Origin of the sequence: Bacillus pumilus (genome assembly GCF_024498355.1) — a bacterium.
GTDB lineage: Bacteria > Bacillota > Bacilli > Bacillales > Bacillaceae > Bacillus > Bacillus pumilus_P.
Window position 1 is genome coordinate 1,490,882 of sequence record NZ_CP101833.1, and the last position, 19,326, is coordinate 1,510,207.

The 19,326-nt window shown below is 43.3% G+C and carries 19 protein-coding genes; 18 read left to right on the forward strand and 1 reads right to left on the reverse strand.

The genetic code is table 11. From position 1 onward, the window contains the following. The first annotated feature begins 2 nt into the window (after window positions 1-2). The 13 genes from rpoZ (at window position 3) to spoVM (ending at window position 12,959) form a co-directional block, all read left to right on the forward strand. Entirely contained in the window at window positions 3-206 is a 204-nt protein-coding gene (rpoZ, locus tag NPA43_RS07465; RefSeq protein ID WP_003211647.1) for a DNA-directed RNA polymerase subunit omega, read from the forward strand. A 117-nt stretch (window positions 207-323) separates the two neighbouring features. Then, entirely contained in the window at window positions 324-1,541 is a 1,218-nt protein-coding gene (gene coaBC / locus NPA43_RS07470; protein WP_256499546.1) for a bifunctional phosphopantothenoylcysteine decarboxylase/phosphopantothenate--cysteine ligase CoaBC, read from the forward strand. Further along, the gene (gene priA / locus NPA43_RS07475) at window positions 1,538-3,946 is read left to right on the forward strand and encodes a primosomal protein N' (RefSeq protein WP_256499547.1); all 2,409 of its coding nucleotides are present in this window, start codon (window positions 1,538-1,540) and stop codon (window positions 3,944-3,946) included. Before coaBC ends, priA begins: the two co-directional genes overlap by 4 nt. Window positions 3,947-3,961: 15 nt before the next feature. After that, window positions 3,962-4,444, forward strand: coding sequence for a peptide deformylase (gene def / locus NPA43_RS07480; protein WP_099725901.1), 483 nt, complete (start codon window positions 3,962-3,964; stop codon window positions 4,442-4,444). A 5-nt stretch (window positions 4,445-4,449) separates the two neighbouring features. Continuing rightward, the gene (gene fmt / locus NPA43_RS07485; protein ID WP_256499548.1) at window positions 4,450-5,400 is read left to right on the forward strand and encodes a methionyl-tRNA formyltransferase; all 951 of its coding nucleotides are present in this window, start codon (window positions 4,450-4,452) and stop codon (window positions 5,398-5,400) included. Next, window positions 5,387-6,730, forward strand: coding sequence for a 16S rRNA (cytosine(967)-C(5))-methyltransferase RsmB (gene rsmB / locus NPA43_RS07490; RefSeq protein WP_256499549.1), 1,344 nt, complete (start codon window positions 5,387-5,389; stop codon window positions 6,728-6,730). The genes fmt and rsmB overlap by 14 nt, the downstream gene beginning before the upstream one ends. 3 nt (window positions 6,731-6,733) lie before the next feature. After that, on the forward strand, window positions 6,734-7,816 hold the full coding sequence (gene rlmN, locus NPA43_RS07495) for a dual-specificity RNA methyltransferase RlmN (RefSeq protein WP_034317860.1): 1,083 nt from the start codon (window positions 6,734-6,736) through the stop codon (window positions 7,814-7,816). Window positions 7,817-7,819: 3 nt separating this feature from the next. Continuing rightward, window positions 7,820-8,590, forward strand: a complete 771-nt coding sequence (locus tag NPA43_RS07500) for a Stp1/IreP family PP2C-type Ser/Thr phosphatase (RefSeq protein WP_099725898.1) — start codon at window positions 7,820-7,822, stop codon at window positions 8,588-8,590. After that, entirely contained in the window at window positions 8,584-10,539 is a 1,956-nt protein-coding gene (gene pknB / locus NPA43_RS07505; protein WP_230031472.1) for a Stk1 family PASTA domain-containing Ser/Thr kinase, read from the forward strand. The genes NPA43_RS07500 and pknB overlap by 7 nt, the downstream gene beginning before the upstream one ends. A 12-nt stretch (window positions 10,540-10,551) precedes the next feature. Further along, window positions 10,552-11,448 (forward strand): ribosome small subunit-dependent GTPase A, encoded by an 897-nt coding sequence (gene rsgA, locus NPA43_RS07510; RefSeq protein ID WP_256499550.1) that lies wholly within the window; start codon window positions 10,552-10,554, stop codon window positions 11,446-11,448. Between the two features lie 3 nt (window positions 11,449-11,451). Then, a complete protein-coding gene (gene rpe, locus NPA43_RS07515; protein WP_256499551.1) occupies window positions 11,452-12,102 on the forward strand; it encodes a ribulose-phosphate 3-epimerase in 651 nt (216 codons plus the stop codon). 60 nt (window positions 12,103-12,162) lie between these two features. Further along, window positions 12,163-12,807, forward strand: coding sequence for a thiamine diphosphokinase (locus NPA43_RS07520; protein WP_099725894.1), 645 nt, complete (start codon window positions 12,163-12,165; stop codon window positions 12,805-12,807). Window positions 12,808-12,878: 71 nt separating this feature from the next. Further along, complete coding sequence (gene spoVM / locus NPA43_RS07525) at window positions 12,879-12,959, forward strand: stage V sporulation protein SpoVM (protein ID WP_008354550.1); 81 nt, start codon at window positions 12,879-12,881, stop codon at window positions 12,957-12,959. Between the two features lie 69 nt (window positions 12,960-13,028). On the opposite strand, the gene rpmB is transcribed toward spoVM, so the two are convergent. Next, the gene (gene rpmB / locus NPA43_RS07530) at window positions 13,029-13,217 is read right to left on the reverse strand and encodes a 50S ribosomal protein L28 (RefSeq protein ID WP_003212514.1); all 189 of its coding nucleotides are present in this window, start codon (window positions 13,215-13,217) and stop codon (window positions 13,029-13,031) included. 270 nt (window positions 13,218-13,487) lie between these two features. Between rpmB and NPA43_RS07535 the strand changes: the two genes are divergently transcribed. The 5 genes from NPA43_RS07535 (at window position 13,488) to recG (ending at window position 19,300) form a co-directional block, all read left to right on the forward strand. Continuing rightward, the gene (locus NPA43_RS07535) at window positions 13,488-13,850 is read left to right on the forward strand and encodes an Asp23/Gls24 family envelope stress response protein (protein WP_099725893.1); all 363 of its coding nucleotides are present in this window, start codon (window positions 13,488-13,490) and stop codon (window positions 13,848-13,850) included. A gap of 15 nt (window positions 13,851-13,865) precedes the next feature. Beyond that, on the forward strand, window positions 13,866-15,539 hold the full coding sequence (locus NPA43_RS07540; protein ID WP_256499552.1) for a DAK2 domain-containing protein: 1,674 nt from the start codon (window positions 13,866-13,868) through the stop codon (window positions 15,537-15,539). A 149-nt stretch (window positions 15,540-15,688) separates the two neighbouring features. Then, complete coding sequence (gene sdaAB, locus NPA43_RS07545) at window positions 15,689-16,351, forward strand: L-serine ammonia-lyase, iron-sulfur-dependent subunit beta (RefSeq protein ID WP_099725891.1); 663 nt, start codon at window positions 15,689-15,691, stop codon at window positions 16,349-16,351. Between the two features lie 20 nt (window positions 16,352-16,371). Beyond that, window positions 16,372-17,274, forward strand: coding sequence for an L-serine ammonia-lyase, iron-sulfur-dependent, subunit alpha (sdaAA, locus tag NPA43_RS07550; protein ID WP_099726000.1), 903 nt, complete (start codon window positions 16,372-16,374; stop codon window positions 17,272-17,274). Continuing rightward, window positions 17,252-19,300, forward strand: a complete 2,049-nt coding sequence (gene recG / locus NPA43_RS07555) for an ATP-dependent DNA helicase RecG (RefSeq protein ID WP_256499553.1) — start codon at window positions 17,252-17,254, stop codon at window positions 19,298-19,300. The genes sdaAA and recG overlap by 23 nt, the downstream gene beginning before the upstream one ends. Window positions 19,301-19,326 lie beyond the last annotated feature (26 nt).

The following is a 19,326-nucleotide window of genomic DNA, read 5'->3' on the forward strand; positions in this document are numbered from 1 at the left end:
CAATGTTAGATCCTTCAATTGACTCATTGATGAACAAACTTGATTCGAAATATACACTTGTGACAGTGTCTGCACGCCGTGCACGTGAAATGCAGATCCATCAAGATCAGCAGATCGAAAACACAAAGTCTTACAAATTTGTAGGGAAAGCACTTGAAGAAATCGACGCTGGTCTTTTGACATTTGAAAAAGAGGATCAAGAATAACACATCGCTTCTGTAATGCAGATACGATACGTTCAAAAAAGTCAAAACTATGATTGGTTTTGACTTTTTTGAATTGTAGACGAATTTGTGAAAAAGGCCATTAAGGGGGACAAACAAATGTTACAGTCAAAAAATATTTTGCTCGGCGTCAGCGGAGGAATCGCCGTATATAAAGCAGCTGCACTCACTAGTAAACTCGTACAGGCAGGCGCAAATGTAAGAGTGATTATGACGGAATCTGCCCGTGAGTTTGTGTCTCCGCTCACCTTCCAAGCCCTATCTCGACAAGAGGTTTATGTGGATACATTTAAAGAGAACAATCCAAGAGTCATTGCGCATATTGATGTAGCTGACTGGGCCGATCTCATTCTCGTTGCTCCTGCAACAGCACATACGATTGGTAAAATGGCCGCAGGACTTGCAGATGATATGCTCACAACCACCTTGCTCGCTTCAACAGCTCCTGTATGGATCGCACCGGCTATGAATGTGCATATGTATGATCACCCAGCTGTGAAGCGGAACATTCGCACATTATATGAAGACGGATACCGGTTTATTGAGCCAAGTGAAGGTTATTTAGCCTGCGGGTACATTGGAAAAGGGCGTTTAGAGGAACCTGAAAAAATTATTGAACACATTCGTGCGTTTTTCGAGGAGCCAAAAAGCTTGCCGCTTTCAGGGAAAAAAGTCGTGGTGACAGCAGGTCCTACACGAGAAGTGATCGATCCTGTTCGTTTCTTTACAAATCGTTCTACTGGGAAAATGGGCTATGCCATTGCAGAAGCTGCCCAGCAAATGGGGGCTGATGTCACGCTTATTTCTGGTCCTGTTTCTTTGACTGCGCCTGACCATGTAGACGTGGTACACGTTGAATCGGCAGAGGAGATGTATCAGGCTGCTTTAGATGTGTACGGGGAAGCAGACCTTGTCATTAAATCAGCAGCTGTTGCCGATTACACCCCTGTCACGACATATCCTCATAAAATGAAAAAACATGACGGTGCACTGGAAATTGAATTCACGCGTACAAAAGATATTTTAAAAGAGCTGGGGAAAAGAAAAGAGCATCAAGTGCTTGTCGGTTTTGCAGCTGAAACGCAGGATGTAGAATATTATGCGAAAAAGAAAATCGAATCCAAGCATCTAGATATGATTGTTGCCAACAATGTAACAAAAGAGGGTGCGGGCTTTGGCACAGACACAAATGTGGCAGCGATCATCAAAGCGGACGGAACAAAAAAAGAGCTGCCGATGATGAGCAAAAAAGACCTCGCTTTTGAAATCTTAAAGGAGGCAAAACAGCTATTGCCAAAAGAGCGTGATCGAGCATGATTGCTGAAGTCATAGTGGATGTCACAACGAAAGCCATTGATCGCCCATTTGACTATCGTGTGCCCGATCGGTTCAAAGATCTCGTCAAACCTGGGATGAGGGTCGTTGTTCCCTTTGGCCCGAGGAAGATTCAAGGGTTTGTGACAAGAGTCAAAGATGTAACAGACGTAAAGACAGGAAACATCAAGGACATTGTGGATTTATTTGATTTATCACCTGTTCTGACAGATGAGCTATTGGAGCTTTCCCACTGGCTGACGGAAAAAACATTGTCCTATCATATTACGGCTCTGCAATCCATGCTGCCTGCAGCCATGAAGGCAAAATATGAAAAAGAAATTCAGGTGTTATCAGATGAAGAACTTCCGCAGTCATTGAAAGAGCTTTTCGGTCAGCAAGAAAGCATACTTTACGCTGACATTCCGCCTGATCAACTGAAGCACATTCAAAAGCATGTCCAAAAAGGTCATCTAGAGGTGAGATATCATGTCTCTCAAAAATCTGGAAAGAAAAAGGTGCGCATGCTTCAGGTCGTCGTTTCGAAAGAAAGACTTGAAGAAAAGCAGCAGCAGCTAAAGAAAAATGCGGTGAAACAAAAGGAATTGCTCTCCTTTTTGCTTCAAGCGAGTGAGACCACTTTTTTAGCGAAAGACTTACAGCAGCAAACAGGCGCTAGTTCTCAAACGCTTAAAACCTTTATACGAGAAGGGCTGTTAACAGAGAGCTATGAAGAGATCTATCGAGATCCTTATGCAGACCGGGAGTTTAAACAATCTGATTCCCTCGATCTCACGACAGAACAAGCAGCAGCAGCGAAACACATTCATCAAGCAGTGAGTGATCATCAGCATGAAACCTTTCTGCTGCACGGGGTGACAGGAAGCGGGAAAACGGAGATTTATTTGCAGACCATTGATCATGTACTTCAAAAGGGAAAAGAAGCGATCGTCCTCGTTCCTGAAATTTCATTAACTCCTCAAATGGTTCAGCGGTTTAAAGAACGGTTTGGCTCAAATGTGGCTGTTCTTCATAGCGGATTATCGACAGGGGAAAAGTATGATGAGTGGCGGAAAATTCACCGCAAGGAAGTCAAGCTTGTCGTGGGAGCAAGGTCTGCTGTTTTCGCCCCATTTGAAAATCTAGGAATGATTATCATAGATGAAGAGCATGAATCTTCCTACAAACAAGAAGAGATGCCGCGTTATCATGCCAAGGACGTCGCAATTGAACGAGCAAGACGGCACCAATGTCCAGTCGTATTAGGCAGTGCAACACCTTCACTTGAGACCTATGCGCGTGCGAAAAAAGGTGTGTATACATTGCTGACGCTAAAGCAACGCGTGAACCAGCAGCAGATGCCGCACGTCTCGGTAATTGATATGAGAGAAGAATTAAGGAACGGCAACCGGTCTATGTTCTCAGAAGAATTAATGCTCAGGTTAAAAGAAGTGCTTGAAAGGAAAGAACAAGCCGTCTTATTTCTGAATAAAAGAGGCTATTCATCCTTTGTGATGTGCCGTGATTGCGGATATGTGGAGCAATGTCCTCATTGCGAGATTTCCCTTACCTATCACCGTTATCAAAAACGGCTGAAGTGTCACTATTGCGGTCACGAAGCCCCGGTACCTGCTGAATGTCCAGAATGCCACAGCGAGCATATTCGTTATTTTGGTACAGGTACGCAGCGAGTAGAAGAAGAGCTCACCAAGGTTTTGCCTGAGGCGAGGGTAATCCGAATGGATGTAGATACAACCTCTCGAAAAGGCGCTCATGAAAAGCTTCTTACCTCATTTGGCAACAAAGAAGCGGATATTCTACTCGGTACGCAAATGATTGCAAAAGGGTTAGACTTTCCAGATGTTACACTTGTCGGTGTACTGAGTGCGGATACGTCCCTTCATATCCCTGATTTTCGTTCAAGTGAAAAAACATTTCAACTTCTCACGCAAGTCAGCGGCCGGGCAGGGCGCCATGAAAAAGCGGGCTCAGTCATTATTCAATCGTATACGCCTTCTCACTATAGTATTGAATTAACCAAGCAGCATGACTATGAAGCCTTTTATGAGCAGGAGATGCTGCATCGTCGTCATCAGTCCTATCCGCCATTTTACTTCTTGGCAATGGTGACTGTTTCACACGAAGAAGTGACGAAGGCAGCGCATGTCGCTGATCAAATTGTCCAGTTTCTGAAAATGAACTGTGCACCGAATACAAGAATCCTTGGTCCAGCTGCATCTCCGATCGCTAAGATCAAAGATAGATATCGATATCAATGCGTGATAAAATACAAAAGGGAAAATGAACTGGCAAGTTTACTACGGAAAATACAAGATCATTATCAAAAAGAAATGGAACAAAAACAGTTGATGATTTCAATAGATATGAATCCATATATGATGATGTAAAACGGAGGGCTTTAAGTGGCAATAAAACCAATAGTCATACATCCGGCAGAAGTGCTTGAACAAAAGACAGAGCCTGTCGATACGTTCGATAAAAAGCTTAAAAAACTGCTCGATGACATGTATGATACAATGCTTGAGCTAGATGGAGTCGGACTAGCAGCACCGCAAATCGGTATTTCAAAAAGAATCGCCGTTGTAGATATAGGAGAAGAATCTGGCAGAATTGATTTAGTGAATCCCGAGGTTCTTGAAGTAAAAGGAAGCCAAACAGACATTGAAGGCTGCTTGAGCTTCCCATCTTTATACGGCACTGTAGAAAGACCAAATCATGTGAAGGTGAAAGCCTTTGATAAGAAAGGCAAACCATTTACAATAGAAGCAGAAGGATTTTTAGCAAGAGCCTTATTGCACGAAATTGATCATTTAGACGGCATATTATTCACGTCGAAAATCATTCAAACCTATACAGAAAAAGAACTTGTGGAAATGGAAGGGTGAAGAAAATGGCACGTATTGTATTTATGGGAACCCCTGATTTCTCAGTACCTGTGCTGCAAACACTGATAACAGAAGGATACGAAGTCGTCGGGGTCGTCACGCAGCCAGATCGCCCGAAAGGCAGAAAACGAGTGCTCACGCCACCTCCTGTGAAAGTGGAAGCCCTAAAGCATGGCATCCCTGTTTTGCAGCCTGAAAAGGTGCGCCTTGATGAAGAAATCGATAAAGTGCTTGCATTAAAGCCAGATTTAATTATAACAGCAGCCTTCGGACAAATTTTACCAAAAAGACTGCTGGATGAACCTGAATTTGGCTGTATCAATGTTCATGCCTCTTTGCTGCCAGAGCTAAGAGGCGGCGCGCCGATCCATTATGCGATCCTGCAAGGCAAAAAGAAAACAGGCGTGACCATAATGTACATGGTTGAAAGACTCGATGCAGGTGACATGATTAGTAAAGTAGAAGTAGAAATTGATGAATTAGACAACGTTGGGACATTGCATGATAAATTAAGTATAGCAGGCGCCGCATTGCTAAAAGATACGGTTCCAAATGTTCTGAACCGGTCCATCTCTCCGATTCCGCAAAATGAAGAGGCGGCAACCTACGCACCTAATATTAAGCGGGAGCAAGAAAGGTTAGACTGGACAAAAACCGGAGAAGAGCTTTACAACCAAGTTCGCGGCTTAAATCCATGGCCAGTTGCCTATACTGAATGGAACGGCGCTCATTTAAAAGTTTGGGAAGCGAAAAAAGTTCCGCTTCAAGCGCAAGAACCTGGGAAAGTGATTGAACTTCAAAAAGAAGGACCGGTCATTGGAACCGGGAATCAGCAAGGCCTTATATTAACAAGTGTGCAGCCGGCTGGAAAGAAAAAAATGACCGGCGAAGACTTCTTAAGAGGCGCAAATATCGAAATTGGACAGAAATTAGGGTTAATGAATGAAGAAAAGTAATGTGAGAGAAGTAGCGCTGGACGCTTTAATCAAACTCGAACAAAATCAAGCTTACAGTAATTTGCTTTTGCAGTCAGTCATGAAAGATAAAGATCTGGCAGATCAGGACAAACCACTGTTAACAGAGCTTGTATACGGTACACTGCAAAATAAGCTGGCACTAGATTATATGCTGGCGCCCTTTGTGAAAAAACCGCAAAAGGTGGCCCCGTGGGTCATGCAGCTTTTGCGTATGTCTCTTTATCAAATGGTCTACCTTGAAAAAATTCCAGATCGTGCAGCCATCCATGAAGCAGTCGAGCTAACGAAAAAGCGCGGGCATAAAGGCATTTCTTCACTTGTGAACGGCGTACTTCGTTCAGTACAAAGAGAAGGCGTTCCGGCATTTGATGCAATCAAAGATCCGGTCAAGCGGCTCTCGATTGAGACAAGCCACCCACTATGGCTTGTGCAGCAATGGGTTGAGGCGTATGGATTTGAAGCAGCAGAAAGCATGTGCCGCATTCATTTAGTACCGCCAAAGCAAACTCTTCGTGTCAATCGAATGAAAACCGATCGCATGGCATTACAGAATGAACTGATGGATGCAGGAATTGAAACAGAGCTCGGCGACTTATCTGAGGATGCACTGAAGCTCATGAAAGGGTCCATCGTATCAACGCCTTCTTTTCAAGAGGGCTTTGTGACCATTCAAGATGAAAGCTCAATGCTTGTCGCAAGAGCACTAAATCCTCAGCCGGGAGAAACGGTGCTTGATGCCTGCGCGGCTCCTGGCGGCAAATCAACACATATCGCAGAGCGAATGAACGATGAGGGGAAAATTGTTTCACTTGATTTACATGAACACAAAGTGAAACTCATCAAACAAGCAGCAAAGCGTCTGCATCTTACTCACATTGAGGCAAAAGCGCTTGATGCAAGGAAAACAGCGGACTATTATAGCGAAGCTTCGTTTGACCGTATTCTGATTGATGCACCGTGTTCTGGTTTTGGCGTCATCAGACGAAAACCAGATATGAAATATACAAAGTCTCAAGAAGACTCAGCAAGGCTTGCGATAATTCAGCAGGCAATCTTAAACGAAACAGCCTCGCTTCTAAAGCCGGGCGGAACCCTTGTATATAGTACATGTACAATGGGCCCAACAGAAAATCAACAAGTGATTCATGCGTTTTTACAAGAACACCAAGACTTCGAACCCGATCTATCTCTTAATGAACGGCTGCCTGAGCAGGTTGCTCCGTTTGTTCAAAACGGAAGTGTGCAAATTCTTCCTCATTATTTCGGAACAGATGGTTTCTTTATTTGCAGCATGAGAAAGAAGGGATAAAAAATGACAGAACAAAAAGTAAGAAAAGAACTGAAAACAGACATGCCGTCGATCTACTCATTTGAGCTTCACGAAATCAAAGAATGGTTAAAAGAACAAGGTGAAAAGCCTTTCCGTGCAGCCCAAATTTTTGAATGGCTTTATGAAAAACGTGTGACATCCTTTGACGAAATGTCTAACCTTTCAAAGGAATTAAGAGAAAAATTAAAGGATCAATTTGCGATCACCACATTAAAAACAGTGATCAAACAAACATCTCAAGATGGAACGATCAAATTTTTATTTGAATTACATGATGGCTATACAATTGAAACAGTGCTCATGCGTCACGAATACGGCAACTCTGTGTGTGTGACCACTCAGGTCGGCTGTAGAATTGGCTGTACATTCTGTGCATCGACACTTGGCGGCTTGAAGCGAAACCTTGAAGCGGGTGAAATCGTTGCCCAAGTATTGAAAGTGCAGCAGGCGCTTGATGAAACGGATGAGAGAGTTAGCTCTGTTGTCATCATGGGTATCGGTGAACCATTTGATAACTTTGAGGAAATGCTTGCATTCCTAAAAATCATCAACCATGACAATGGCTTAAATATTGGCGCGCGTCATATTACTGTCTCAACAAGCGGGATCATTCCAAAGATCTATCAATTCGCTGATGAGCAAATGCAAATCAACTTTGCTGTGTCATTGCATGCACCAAATACAGAGATTAGAAGCCGCTTGATGCCGATCAATAAGGCGTATAAGCTGCCCAAATTAATGGAAGCCATTGAATACTACATTCAAAAAACGGGTAGACGTGTCAGCTTTGAATACGGCCTGTTTGGCGGAGTCAATGATCAAGTTCATCACGCGGAAGAACTTGCTGATTTATTAAAAGGAATCAAATGTCACGTGAACCTGATTCCGGTGAACTATGTACCGGAGAGAGATTATGTGAGAACACCAAGAGAACAAATCTTCCTATTTGAAAAAACGCTGAAAGAAAAAGGCGTAAACGTAACGATTAGACGAGAGCAAGGCCATGACATTGATGCTGCTTGCGGTCAGCTAAGAGCGAAGGAGCGTCAGGAAGAGACGAGGTGACGAATGTTGATAAGGGCAGCCTTTTTAACCGATACAGGAAAAGTCCGTCAGCATAATGAAGATGATGCAGGTATTTTTGAAGCAAAAGAAGACACACTTCTAGCTGTTGTAGCAGATGGAATGGGAGGTCATCTTGCTGGTGATGTGGCCAGCAAGATGGCAGTATCTTCTTTAAAAGAATACTGGCAAGCAACATCTTCAATTCCAAATAAACCAGCCGACCTAGAAAGCTGGTTAATCTCAAAAATTAGTGAAATTAATGACCAAGTATATGAACATGCGAGAAACAATGAGGAGTGCCAAGGAATGGGGACGACCATTGTTTGTGCGCTCGTTCATTTGCAAACGGTCACAATTGCCCATATAGGAGACAGCCGCTGCTACTTACTCAGAGAAGGAGCACTGACCCAACTAACGGATGACCACTCGCTTGTCAATGAGCTTGTGAAAACAGGTGAGATTTCAAAAGCGGATGCAGAATATCATCCAAGAAAAAATGTGCTCACGAAAGCATTAGGAACTGATAAACACGTTCAAATCGATGCTCGCACCTTTGAAGTTGACCCAGGAGATCAAATCCTGCTTTGCTCAGATGGATTATCGAATAAAGTAGAAGAAGAGAATTTGATTCATATCTTAGCGCAAACGACCGCACCGGATGAAAAAGTAACAGAGTTAATTCGAACAGCGAATGACAACGGCGGTGAAGATAACATTACAGCAGTACTGTTAGAAATCCCCTCCCAAACAGAGGAGGGTGACAGCAAGTGTTGATCGGAAAAAGGATCAGCGGCCGTTATCAGATTCTTCGCGTCATAGGCGGAGGCGGAATGGCAAACGTTTATTTGGCGGAGGATATGATTTTAGATCGCGAAGTAGCGATTAAAATTTTACGATTTGACTTTGCAAGCGATGATGATTTTATTAGACGGTTCCGGCGAGAAGCGCAATCAGCAGCAAGCTTAGATCATCCGAACATTGTCAGCATCTACGATGTAGGAGAAGAAGATGACATTTATTATATTGTCATGGAATATGTCGAGGGAATGACGCTGAAGGAATACATACACGCCAATGGCCCGCTTCATCCGAAAGAAGCCGTTCGCATTATGGAGCAAGTCGTTGCGGCGATGGAAGAAGCCCATGCGAAACAGCTCGTCCACCGGGACATTAAGCCTCACAATATATTAATAGACAACATGGGGAATATCAAAGTCACTGATTTTGGAATTGCCATGGCACTCAGCTCAGCGACCATTACCCATACAAATTCTGTCCTAGGATCCGTGCACTATTTGTCTCCAGAACAAGCACGCGGAGGTCTTGCAACAAAAAAGTCAGACATCTATTCACTTGGTATTGTGCTCTATGAACTCATCTCAGGACGCATGCCGTTTGAAGGGGAATCAGCGGTTAGTGTCGCGCTGAAGCATTTACAATCAGAACCCCCATCTGTGAGAAGATGGAATCCTTCTGTTCCACAAAGCGTGGAAAACATCATTTTAAAGGCGATGGCCAAAGATCCATTTTATCGATTTGAAGATGCATCTGAAATGCAAAAAGACTTAAAAACAGCCTTCGACCCTGCAAGATTAAAAGAAAAACGCTTTGTCATTGAAGAAGATCATGAAGCAACGAAAGCCATCCCAATCATCCAAGATCATCAAGTCGGCCAAGACGTTGAAAAAACAGCCGTCCATCCTGCTCAAAAACCAAAGAAAAAAGAGAAACAAAAACCGAAAAAGAAACGAAAAAAATGGCCTTGGGTTGTGGCATCAATCTTATTTATTCTGACAGCCGCGACGATTTTAGCCATCACTGTGTTTCCAGGGTTACTCTTTCCAAAAGATGTTGAGATCGCAGATGTATCGGGCATGACGGTTGAAAAAGCAGAAGACACCTTGAAGAAAGCTGGATTTACTGTCGCTGGTGAACCTATTGAGATCGCTGATGAGAGAATTGAAAAAGGGCTTGTCGTCAAAACAGATCCGAAAATCGGCACAAAGGTAAAAGAAGGAACAGAGATTCAGCTTTACGAAAGTACAGGCAAAGAAAAGACCGAATTACCTGATGTAACAGGCGAAAAGGTCGAGAAAGCAAAAGAATTATTAGAGAAAAAAGGGTTTAAACAGGTCGTTGTGGAGGAAGTGAATGATAATGACACCGAATCAGGGCTTGTCATGGAACAGCAACCTTCAGCGAATACAGAGCTTGTCGCAGCAGATGAAGAAGTGACTTTGACAGTCAGCATAGGCCCTGCCGATATTACATTAAGGGATTTAACGACGTATAGTAAACAGGCGGCATCGAATTATCTAGAGGATAATGGACTAAAGCTTGATGAAAAAGAAGCGTATTCTGATGATGTGCCAAAAGGTGAGGTCATGAAGCAGGAACCAGGAGCGGGAACTGCTGTCAAACCAGGTGATACGGTCAAAATCACATTCTCTCTTGGACCGAAGGAAAAACCGGCCAAAACGGTAACTGAAAAGATTGCGATCCCATATGAACCAGAAACAGAAGGGCAAGAAATGAATGTCCAAATTTCCATTGATGATGCAGAACACAGTATTTCTGATTTATATGAAACCTTTAAAATCAATGCCCCAACCGAACGAACAATTAAATTTAAGATTGAACCAGGTCAAAAAGGGTATTATCAGGTGACGGTTGATGATAAAGTGGTGAGCTCCAAAACGATCGAATACCCTGATGATGAATAAAGGAGGGACTTTATGCCTGAGGGCAAAATTATTAAAGCATTAAGCGGGTTTTATTATGTACTGGATGAGTCTGAAGAAAGTGGAAAAGTGATTCAGTGCAGAGCGAGAGGCATTTTTCGAAAAAATAAAATAACACCTCTTGTCGGAGATTATGTCGTCTATCAAGCAGACAACGATAAGGAAGGCTACTTATTGGAAGTAAAAGAGCGGACAAACGAGCTTGTTCGGCCGCCTATCAGTAACGTCGATCAAGCGGTGCTTGTTTTCTCAGCGATAGAGCCAACCTTTAGCACATCGCTTTTAGACAGATTTCTAGTACTTGTTGAAGCCAACCATATTGAGCCGATTATCTGCATTACAAAAATTGACTTGCTGAAAACAGAGCAAGAACGCAAAACCATTCAAGCATATGCAGAGGACTATCGGCAAATTGGATATGACGTTCATTTAACATCTACGATCGAGAGGGACGGAATTGAAAAGCTGACCCCGCACTTTCATCACAAAATAACCGTATTTGCAGGTCAGTCTGGTGTAGGCAAGTCCTCACTTTTAAATGCGATGAGCCCGGATTTGGCGCTAAAAACAAATGATATTTCATCCCATCTTGGCAGGGGAAAACATACGACAAGACATGTGGAACTCATTCGAACAGCTGAAGGACTCATTGCAGATACACCTGGCTTTAGCTCACTCGAATTTACAGGCATAGAAGCGGAAGATTTAGGTCTGTACTTTTTAGAAATCAGAGAGCGGAGTGCAGATTGTAAGTTTAGAGGCTGCCTGCACGTGAAAGAGCCAGGCTGTGCGGTAAAAGATGCGGTAGAACATGAGCAAATCAGAGAGTATCGCTATCAGCATTATTTAGAGTTTTTAACTGAAATCAAAGACAGAAAGCCGAGGTACTAAATCATGGTTTATATTGCCCCTTCCATTTTATCAGCAGATTTCGCCAATTTGGAGAAAGATATCCGTGATGTGGAACAAGGCGGAGCGGATTATATTCATATTGATGTCATGGATGGTCAATTCGTACCGAATATCACATTTGGGCCGAATGTAGTGGAAGCGATCAGGCCGCATACAAAGCTTCCGCTGGATGTTCATTTAATGATTGAACATCCAGACCGTTATATCCCTGCATTCGCAAAAGCGGGCGCTGACATCATTTCTGTCCATGTGGAGGCTTGTCCGCACTTGCACCGCACGATACAGCACATTAGAGAACAAGGTGTAAAAGCAGGGGTCGTCCTAAACCCGCACACACCTGTTTCTCAAATTGAGCATGTATTAGAGGATGTGGACCTTGTGTTATTCATGACGGTGAATCCTGGTTTTGGTGGACAAGCGTTTATTCCATCTGTCCTCACTAAGGTAAAAGAAGTGAAGGCACTTAGTGAACAAAAGGGCTTAACCGATTTACTTATTGAAATAGACGGCGGTGTCAATGTAGAAACAGCAAAGAGCTGCAAGGAAGCAGGCGCTAATTTACTTGTAGCCGGCTCAGCGGTATACGGTAAAGACAACCGCGCAGCAGCCATTCAAGCGATTCGAAAAGCGTAAAGAAAGGAACCAAAGGCATTGTGATCTTTGGTTCTTTTTACATGGAGAGGAGCGTATATCATGTACATACATATCGTAGCCGGCGGTCCTTTTGAATACATCCCGCCCCTTGAACGGGAAGCGTCTAAAGATGACATCCTCTGGGTCGGCGTAGACAGGGGAACCCTCTTCTTACTAGAGCATGGAATTTTACCTGCCAAAGCATTTGGTGATTTTGATAGTGTGACAGAAGAAGAGCTTCGCGAGCTAAAAAAGAAATTACCTGCCCTGAATGTATTTCAGGCAGAAAAAGATGAAACCGATTTAGAGCTTGCGCTTAACTGGGCCTTGCATCAGCACCCAGCCCATATTCAAATATACGGCATAACAGGCGGAAGAGCCGATCATTTTCTAGGAAATATCCATCTCCTTTACAAAGGCATTCAGCACAAGCAGACCATCACACTTGTAGACAAACAAAATATCATTCAAATGTTTGGACCTGGCACATACGAAATAAAACAAGACTTGGACAAAAAATACGTGTCGTTTCTCCCCTTTGGTACACCTGTTGAAAAGCTGACATTAAAAGGTTTCAAATATCCTCTGAAAAATTGTCATATTGAGCCTGGTTCCACACTATGTATTAGTAACGAACTCATCCACTCAAATGGTACTTTTTCTTTTCATGAAGGCATATTAATAATGGTAAGAAGCAAAGATTGATCAACCTATCAATGTGGATGGCTGATTAAGCTCAATTGTGCTGCAAGCGGTACTTTTAGGAGGGGGACAAAATGAAATTTTATACAATCAAACTGCCTAGATTTCTTGGGGGCATTGTCCGTGCGATGCTTGGTTCATTTAAGAAAGATTAATGAGTAATCTCCTTTATTTCCACATAAAAACGCCTGCTACAGTTAATTGTAGCAGGCGTTTACTCTTGCTTATACACGCTCAACTTTACCAGATTTCAAAGCTCGAGCTGATACATATACTCTTTTAGGCTTACCGTCCACTAGAATACGAACTTTTTGAAGGTTCGCGCCCCATGTACGTTTTGTAGAGTTCATTGCGTGAGAACGGTTGTTCCCAGCTTTTGTTTTTCTGCCTGTAATAACGCATTTACGTGCCATTTGTTTCCCTCCTAACTGCGAAAACATATCATATTCTTCATATACGTTCTTAGAGAAGCCTCAAGATACTTTAATAATTTACCACAGCTTCAAGGGGTTTGCAAGGATTGTTTGCTCCTCTTTCAAGAAAAACACCTTGACATCTTGATAAAAAATCAAGGCTATAGTATAAGTAGGATTGGGTCGGATTGAATGATTTCTTTTAAAAAGAAGGGTCTTATAGTAAAATAGTGATAACTCAGGGCAATTTCTCAAAAAGGGGGAACCAATGTGTCCATCGAACTTAGAACGAAATACGGACAAATTGATATATCAAATGAAGTCATTGCAATGGTGGCAGGAGGCGCTGCAATTGATTGCTATGGTATTGTTGGCATGGCGTCCAAAAATCAAATGAAGGACGGCTTGACGGATATTCTCCGCAAAGAGAACTTCAGCCGGGGTGTTCTTGTGCGTCAAAAAGAAGACAGCATTCATATTGATATGTACATCATCGTTAGCTACGGTACAAAAATATCAGAAGTCGCACATAATGTTCAAACGAAAGTCAAATATACGATTTCTCACACGATTGGACTTTCTGTTGATTCGGTCAACATTTATGTACAAGGAGTAAAAGTTACGAACCCGTAGTAAGGAGGAAATATATTGTCTATTAGAAATCTTGATGGCCGCTCATTTGCAAAAATGATTCTTGCAGGTGCTCACCATCTTTCTCAAAACGCACAAATTGTTGATGCGTTAAATGTTTTTCCAGTGCCAGACGGAGACACGGGGACAAATATGAATTTGTCGATGACTTCAGGGGCAAAAGCAGTTGAAGAAACAACTACCGATCATATTGGTAAGGTCGGGGTGGCCCTTTCAAAAGGACTATTGATGGGAGCAAGAGGAAACTCGGGTGTGATCCTGTCACAGCTCTTCAGAGGTTTCAGTAAAAATATAGAACAAAAAGAGTCGATTGATGCCAAAGAATTTGCCCTTGCCTTACAGGCGGGTGTTGATACAGCATATAAAGCCGTGATGAAACCGATTGAAGGGACCATCTTAACAGTTGCAAAAGATGCTGCAAAGAAAGCGGTTGCTGTTTCAGCGACAGAAGATCAAATTGACCGCGTGTTAGAATTAACAATTGAGGAGGCAAGAGCGTCACTTGAGCGAACGCCAGATCTGCTTCCTGTTTTAAAAGAAGTAGGCGTTGTAGATAGTGGAGGTAAAGGACTTCTTTGCGTATATGAAGGTTTCCTTGCTTCTTTAAGAGGAGAAGAGCTTCCTTCTAAAATGGCCTCTTTGCCAACCCTCAAAGAACTAGTAAGTGCAGAACATCATAAAAGTGCGCAAAGCCATATGAACACAGAAGATATTGAATTTGGCTACTGTACAGAATTTATGGTGAAATTTGAAGAAGACAAACAGTCCTTTGAAGAGAATACATTCAGAGAAGACTTAAGCGAATTCGGAGATTCACTTCTTGTGGTATCTGATGATACGCTAGCGAAGGTTCATATTCATGCAGAGCAGCCAGGAGATGTTTTGTCATATGCACAGCGCTACGGCAGCCTGATCAATATGAAAATTGAAAACATGAGAGAGCAGCATAGCTCGATCGTGAATGAAGAAAGAGATCACTCGCCTGCTGCACCAAAAGCACCCGCTGCTGAAAAACAGCGCTTCGGAGTAGTGAGTGTCGCAATGGGAGAAGGAATTGCTGACTTGTTTAAAAGTATCGGGGCTTCCGTCGTCATCGAAGGTGGACAAACGATGAATCCGAGCACAGAAGACATTGTCAAAGCAATTGATAGCATACATGCCGAAACCGTCTTTATCTTACCTAATAATTCTAATATTGTCATGGCAGCTAAACAGGCGGCAACTGTCTCAAGTCGTGAGGTCGTTGTCATTCCGACGAAGACCGTACCTCAAGGGATGTCAGCACTTCTTTCTCTAAATGAAACAGCTTCAAATGAAGACAATGAAGCAGCGATGTTAGAAGCGATTGATCATGTGAAAAGCGGCCAAATTACCTTTGCAGTGAGAGATACTCAAATTGATGGAATCGACATTGCCAAAGGCGATTATATGGGTCTATTCAACGGAAAAATCACCTTAACAGCGAAAAATCAATTAGATGCAGCCAAAGAGCTTTTGACCAAAATGGTGACAGAAGATGATGAGATTGTCACAATCATTAAAGGGGAAGACGCATCATCTGATGAGATGGAAGCGTTAGAAGCCTTTATTGAAGAAACATTTGAAGATGTAGAAGTTGAAGTCCACGATGGAAAACAGCCGCTTTATTCATATATTTTGGCTGTTGAATAACGAAAGAAGGGCAAATCAAGCCCTTCTTCTTCTTTTGCAATTTTTTACTAGGGATTCCTCGGTGAAATGAGTTGCGGGAAACGAATGAATCCATTAGTCTAAAGGAAGAAACAAACCAATACGTGAGTGGTTATGAGAGGGGAAGACCTATGAAATTTAGAAGTGTGTTTGATATTATTGGACCCGTCATGATTGGTCCATCAAGTTCGCACACAGCGGGTGCGGCTCGTATAGGAAGAGTGGCTCGCAGCTTATTCGGAAGAGAACCGAAACAAATTGTCGTTTCATTTTATGGTTCTTTTAAAGATACGTATAAAGGGCACGGTACAGATGTCGCGATTATCGGCGGTGTTCTTGACTTTGATACATTTGACGAACGAATCAAAACAGCGATTGATATTGCAAAAAGCAAGGGGATCGACATTGAATTTAAAGAAGAAGATGCAGTACCAGCGCATCCGAATACAGCAAAAGTAGAGATTTCAGATGCGAACGGAAAGCTTGAATTAATCGGGATTTCCATCGGCGGAGGTAAAATTGAAATCACAGAATTAAATGGCTTTGAGCTCAGGCTTTCAGGAAATCACCCTGCCATTCTTGTCGTTCATAACGATCGCTACGGTACAATTGCGGCAGTTGCCAATGTATTAGCGAAGTTCGCTATCAACATCGGTCATATGGAAGTGGCGCGTAAAGATGTCGGGCAAGAGGCACTGATGACAATTGAAGTGGATCAAAATATTGACCCAGCTGTCCTATCAGAGCTTGAAACGCTGCCTAACATTATTCAAGTCACACAAATTGCAGAGTAACAACAAGGAGGTAATGTATGATGTTTAAAAACGTCAAAGAACTCGTGCAGCTAACAGAAGAACGAAATACCTCCATTTCAGAAATCATGATCGCGCAAGAAATGGAAGTGACAGGGAAGTCACGTGAAGAGATATTTTCGCAGATGTATCGCAACCTAGAAGTGATGGAGCAGGCGGTTGAAAACGGACTTAAAGGTGTGAAATCATTATCAGGCTTAACAGGCGGAGATGCAGTCAAACTTCAAGCATATATCGCATCAGGCAAAACATTGTCTGGTCATACGATCTTAGATGCTGTCAGTAAAGCAGTTGCAACGAATGAAGTCAATGCAGCAATGGGGACCATCTGTGCGACGCCTACGGCAGGTTCAGCAGGTGTTGTACCTGGTACGTTATTTGCAGTAAAAGAAACATTACAGCCAACAAAGGAACAAATGGTCAGATTCCTATTCACTTCTGGCGCATTTGGTTTTGTTGTGGCCAATAATGCCAGTATCTCTGGTGCAGCAGGAGGCTGTCAGGCAGAGGTAGGCTCAGCATCAGGCATGGCGGCGGCAGCCATTGTAGAAATGGCGGGCGGCACGCCCCAGCAATCTGCTGAAGCGATGGCCATTACACTGAAAAATATGCTTGGACTTGTTTGCGATCCAGTAGCAGGACTTGTCGAGGTACCATGTGTGAAACGAAACGCAATGGGTGCATCTAATGCAATGATTGCAGCAGATATGGCACTTGCCGGCATTACGAGCCGTATTCCGTGTGATGAAGTCATTGATGCCATGTATAAAATTGGTCAAACGATGCCAACAGCTCTTCGTGAGACCGCACAAGGCGGACTCGCTGCAACACCGACAGCAAGAGAGCTTGAAAAGAAGATTTTCGGAGGTGTGACCTCATCTCGTGATACAGAAACTGCTAGATAATATCTCAGTCCTAAAAGGGATTGGAGCCGAAACAGAAAAAACCTTAAATGAACTTGGAATCCATACAGTAGCCGATTTACTCGGCTACTTTCCTTATCGATATGATGACTATGAGCTTCGCAACTTAGAAGAAGTGAAGCATGACGAACGTATCACAGTTGAAGGCAAAGTGCACAGTGAGCCCGTTCTCACCTATTATGGAAAGAAACGAAGCAGGCTGACATTCAGGCTGCTTGTCGGGCGTTTTCTCATTACGGCGATTTGCTTCAATCGCCCATATTTAAAACGAAGTCTTGTTTTAGGTGATACGGTATCAGTCACAGGAAAATGGGATAAAAACCGTCAATCCATTATGGTGCAGGAATTTAAAAAAGGGACACACGAGCAAGATGGCAGTATAGAACCTGTTTATTCGGTCAAAGAAAATGTAACGGTGAAGATGATGAGGCGCTTTGTGAAACAGGCTCTGTCGCTTTATGTAGACAAAGCCGAAGATCCACTGCCAAAGCAGCTTGCCTTGGCCTATAAACTCATGTCCTATCAAGACGCATTAAAAACCATTCATCTCCCTGAAACAAGAGACTCGCTCAAGCAAGCAAGACGCCGCTTTGTGTACGAGGAATTTTTAATTTTTCAGCTGAAGATGCAGGCGATCAGAAAGAAAGAACGAGAAAAAACATCAGGTATCCAGCATCCGTTTTCAAAAGAGGCTGTCTTTGAGTTTGTTCACGGCCTGCCATTTCCGCTGACGAAGGCACAATCAAGAGTGCTTGATGAAATTATGTCCGATATGGCGTCCCCTTATCGAATGAACCGGCTGCTTCAAGGAGATGTTGGATCAGGGAAAACAGCTGTTGCAGCCATTGCACTTTATGCTGCTCATTTATCCGGCTATCAAGGTGCGCTGATGGTGCCAACTGAAATTTTGGCAGAACAGCATGCAGATTCACTGTACCAGCTCTTTGAAAAATGGGGGCTGAATATCGCCCTGCTGACGAGCTCTGTGAAAGGAAAGCGCCGCAGAGAATTGCTGGAACGTTTGAAAGAGGGCGAGATTGATATATTAGTCGGCACGCATGCTCTCATCCAAGACGAAGTCGAATTTCAGCAGCTCGGTCTTGTCATTACAGATGAACAGCACCGGTTTGGCGTGGAACAACGGAAAAAACTGAGAAGTAAAGGGCAGGACCCAGATGTCTTGTTTATGACCGCAACACCTATTCCGCGAACACTTGCGATCACTGTATTTGGAGAAATGGACGTATCCGTCATCGATGAATTACCAGCTGGCCGAAAGCAAATCGAAACGTATTGGGTCAAGCATGACATGCTCGAGAGGATTCTTGCTTTTGTGGATAAAGAGCTGAAAAAAGGAAGACAGGCGTATATTATTTGTCCGCTCATTGAAGAATCAGACAAACTGGATGTTCAAAATGCGATTGATGTCCACAGCATGCTGACGGAGGCGTATCGCGGCAAGTGGTCGATCGGCTTAATGCACGGGAAGCTTGCAAGTGATGAAAAAGATCAGGTGATGAGAGCCTTTACTACAAATGAAGTCCAGATTCTCGTTTCGACCACAGTCGTTGAAGTAGGGGTTAACGTGCCGAATGCTACCATCATGGTCATTTATGATGCAGACCGATTCGGACTGTCTCAGCTTCACCAGCTAAGAGGACGTGTCGGCCGCGGAGAGCATCAATCATTTTGTATTTTAATGGCTGATCCGAAATCAGAGACGGGTAAAGAGCGAATGCGAATTATGTCCGAAACGACCGATGGATTTGAGCTGTCTGAAAAGGATTTAGAACTAAGAGGGCCTGGCGATTTCTTTGGCAAGAAACAAAGCGGGATGCCTGAATTTAAGGTGGCAGACATGGTCCATGACTACAGAGCACTTGAAACTGCTAGAAAAGATGCAGCAGACCTTGTGCAATCGGACGCCTTTTGGACAGATCCTGAATACAAAGAACTTCGGCAAACGCTTGTGGACAGCGGTGTGCTGGGCGGAGATAAATTAAGCTGATCGAGCTGGAGGAATTTTCTTGTCTT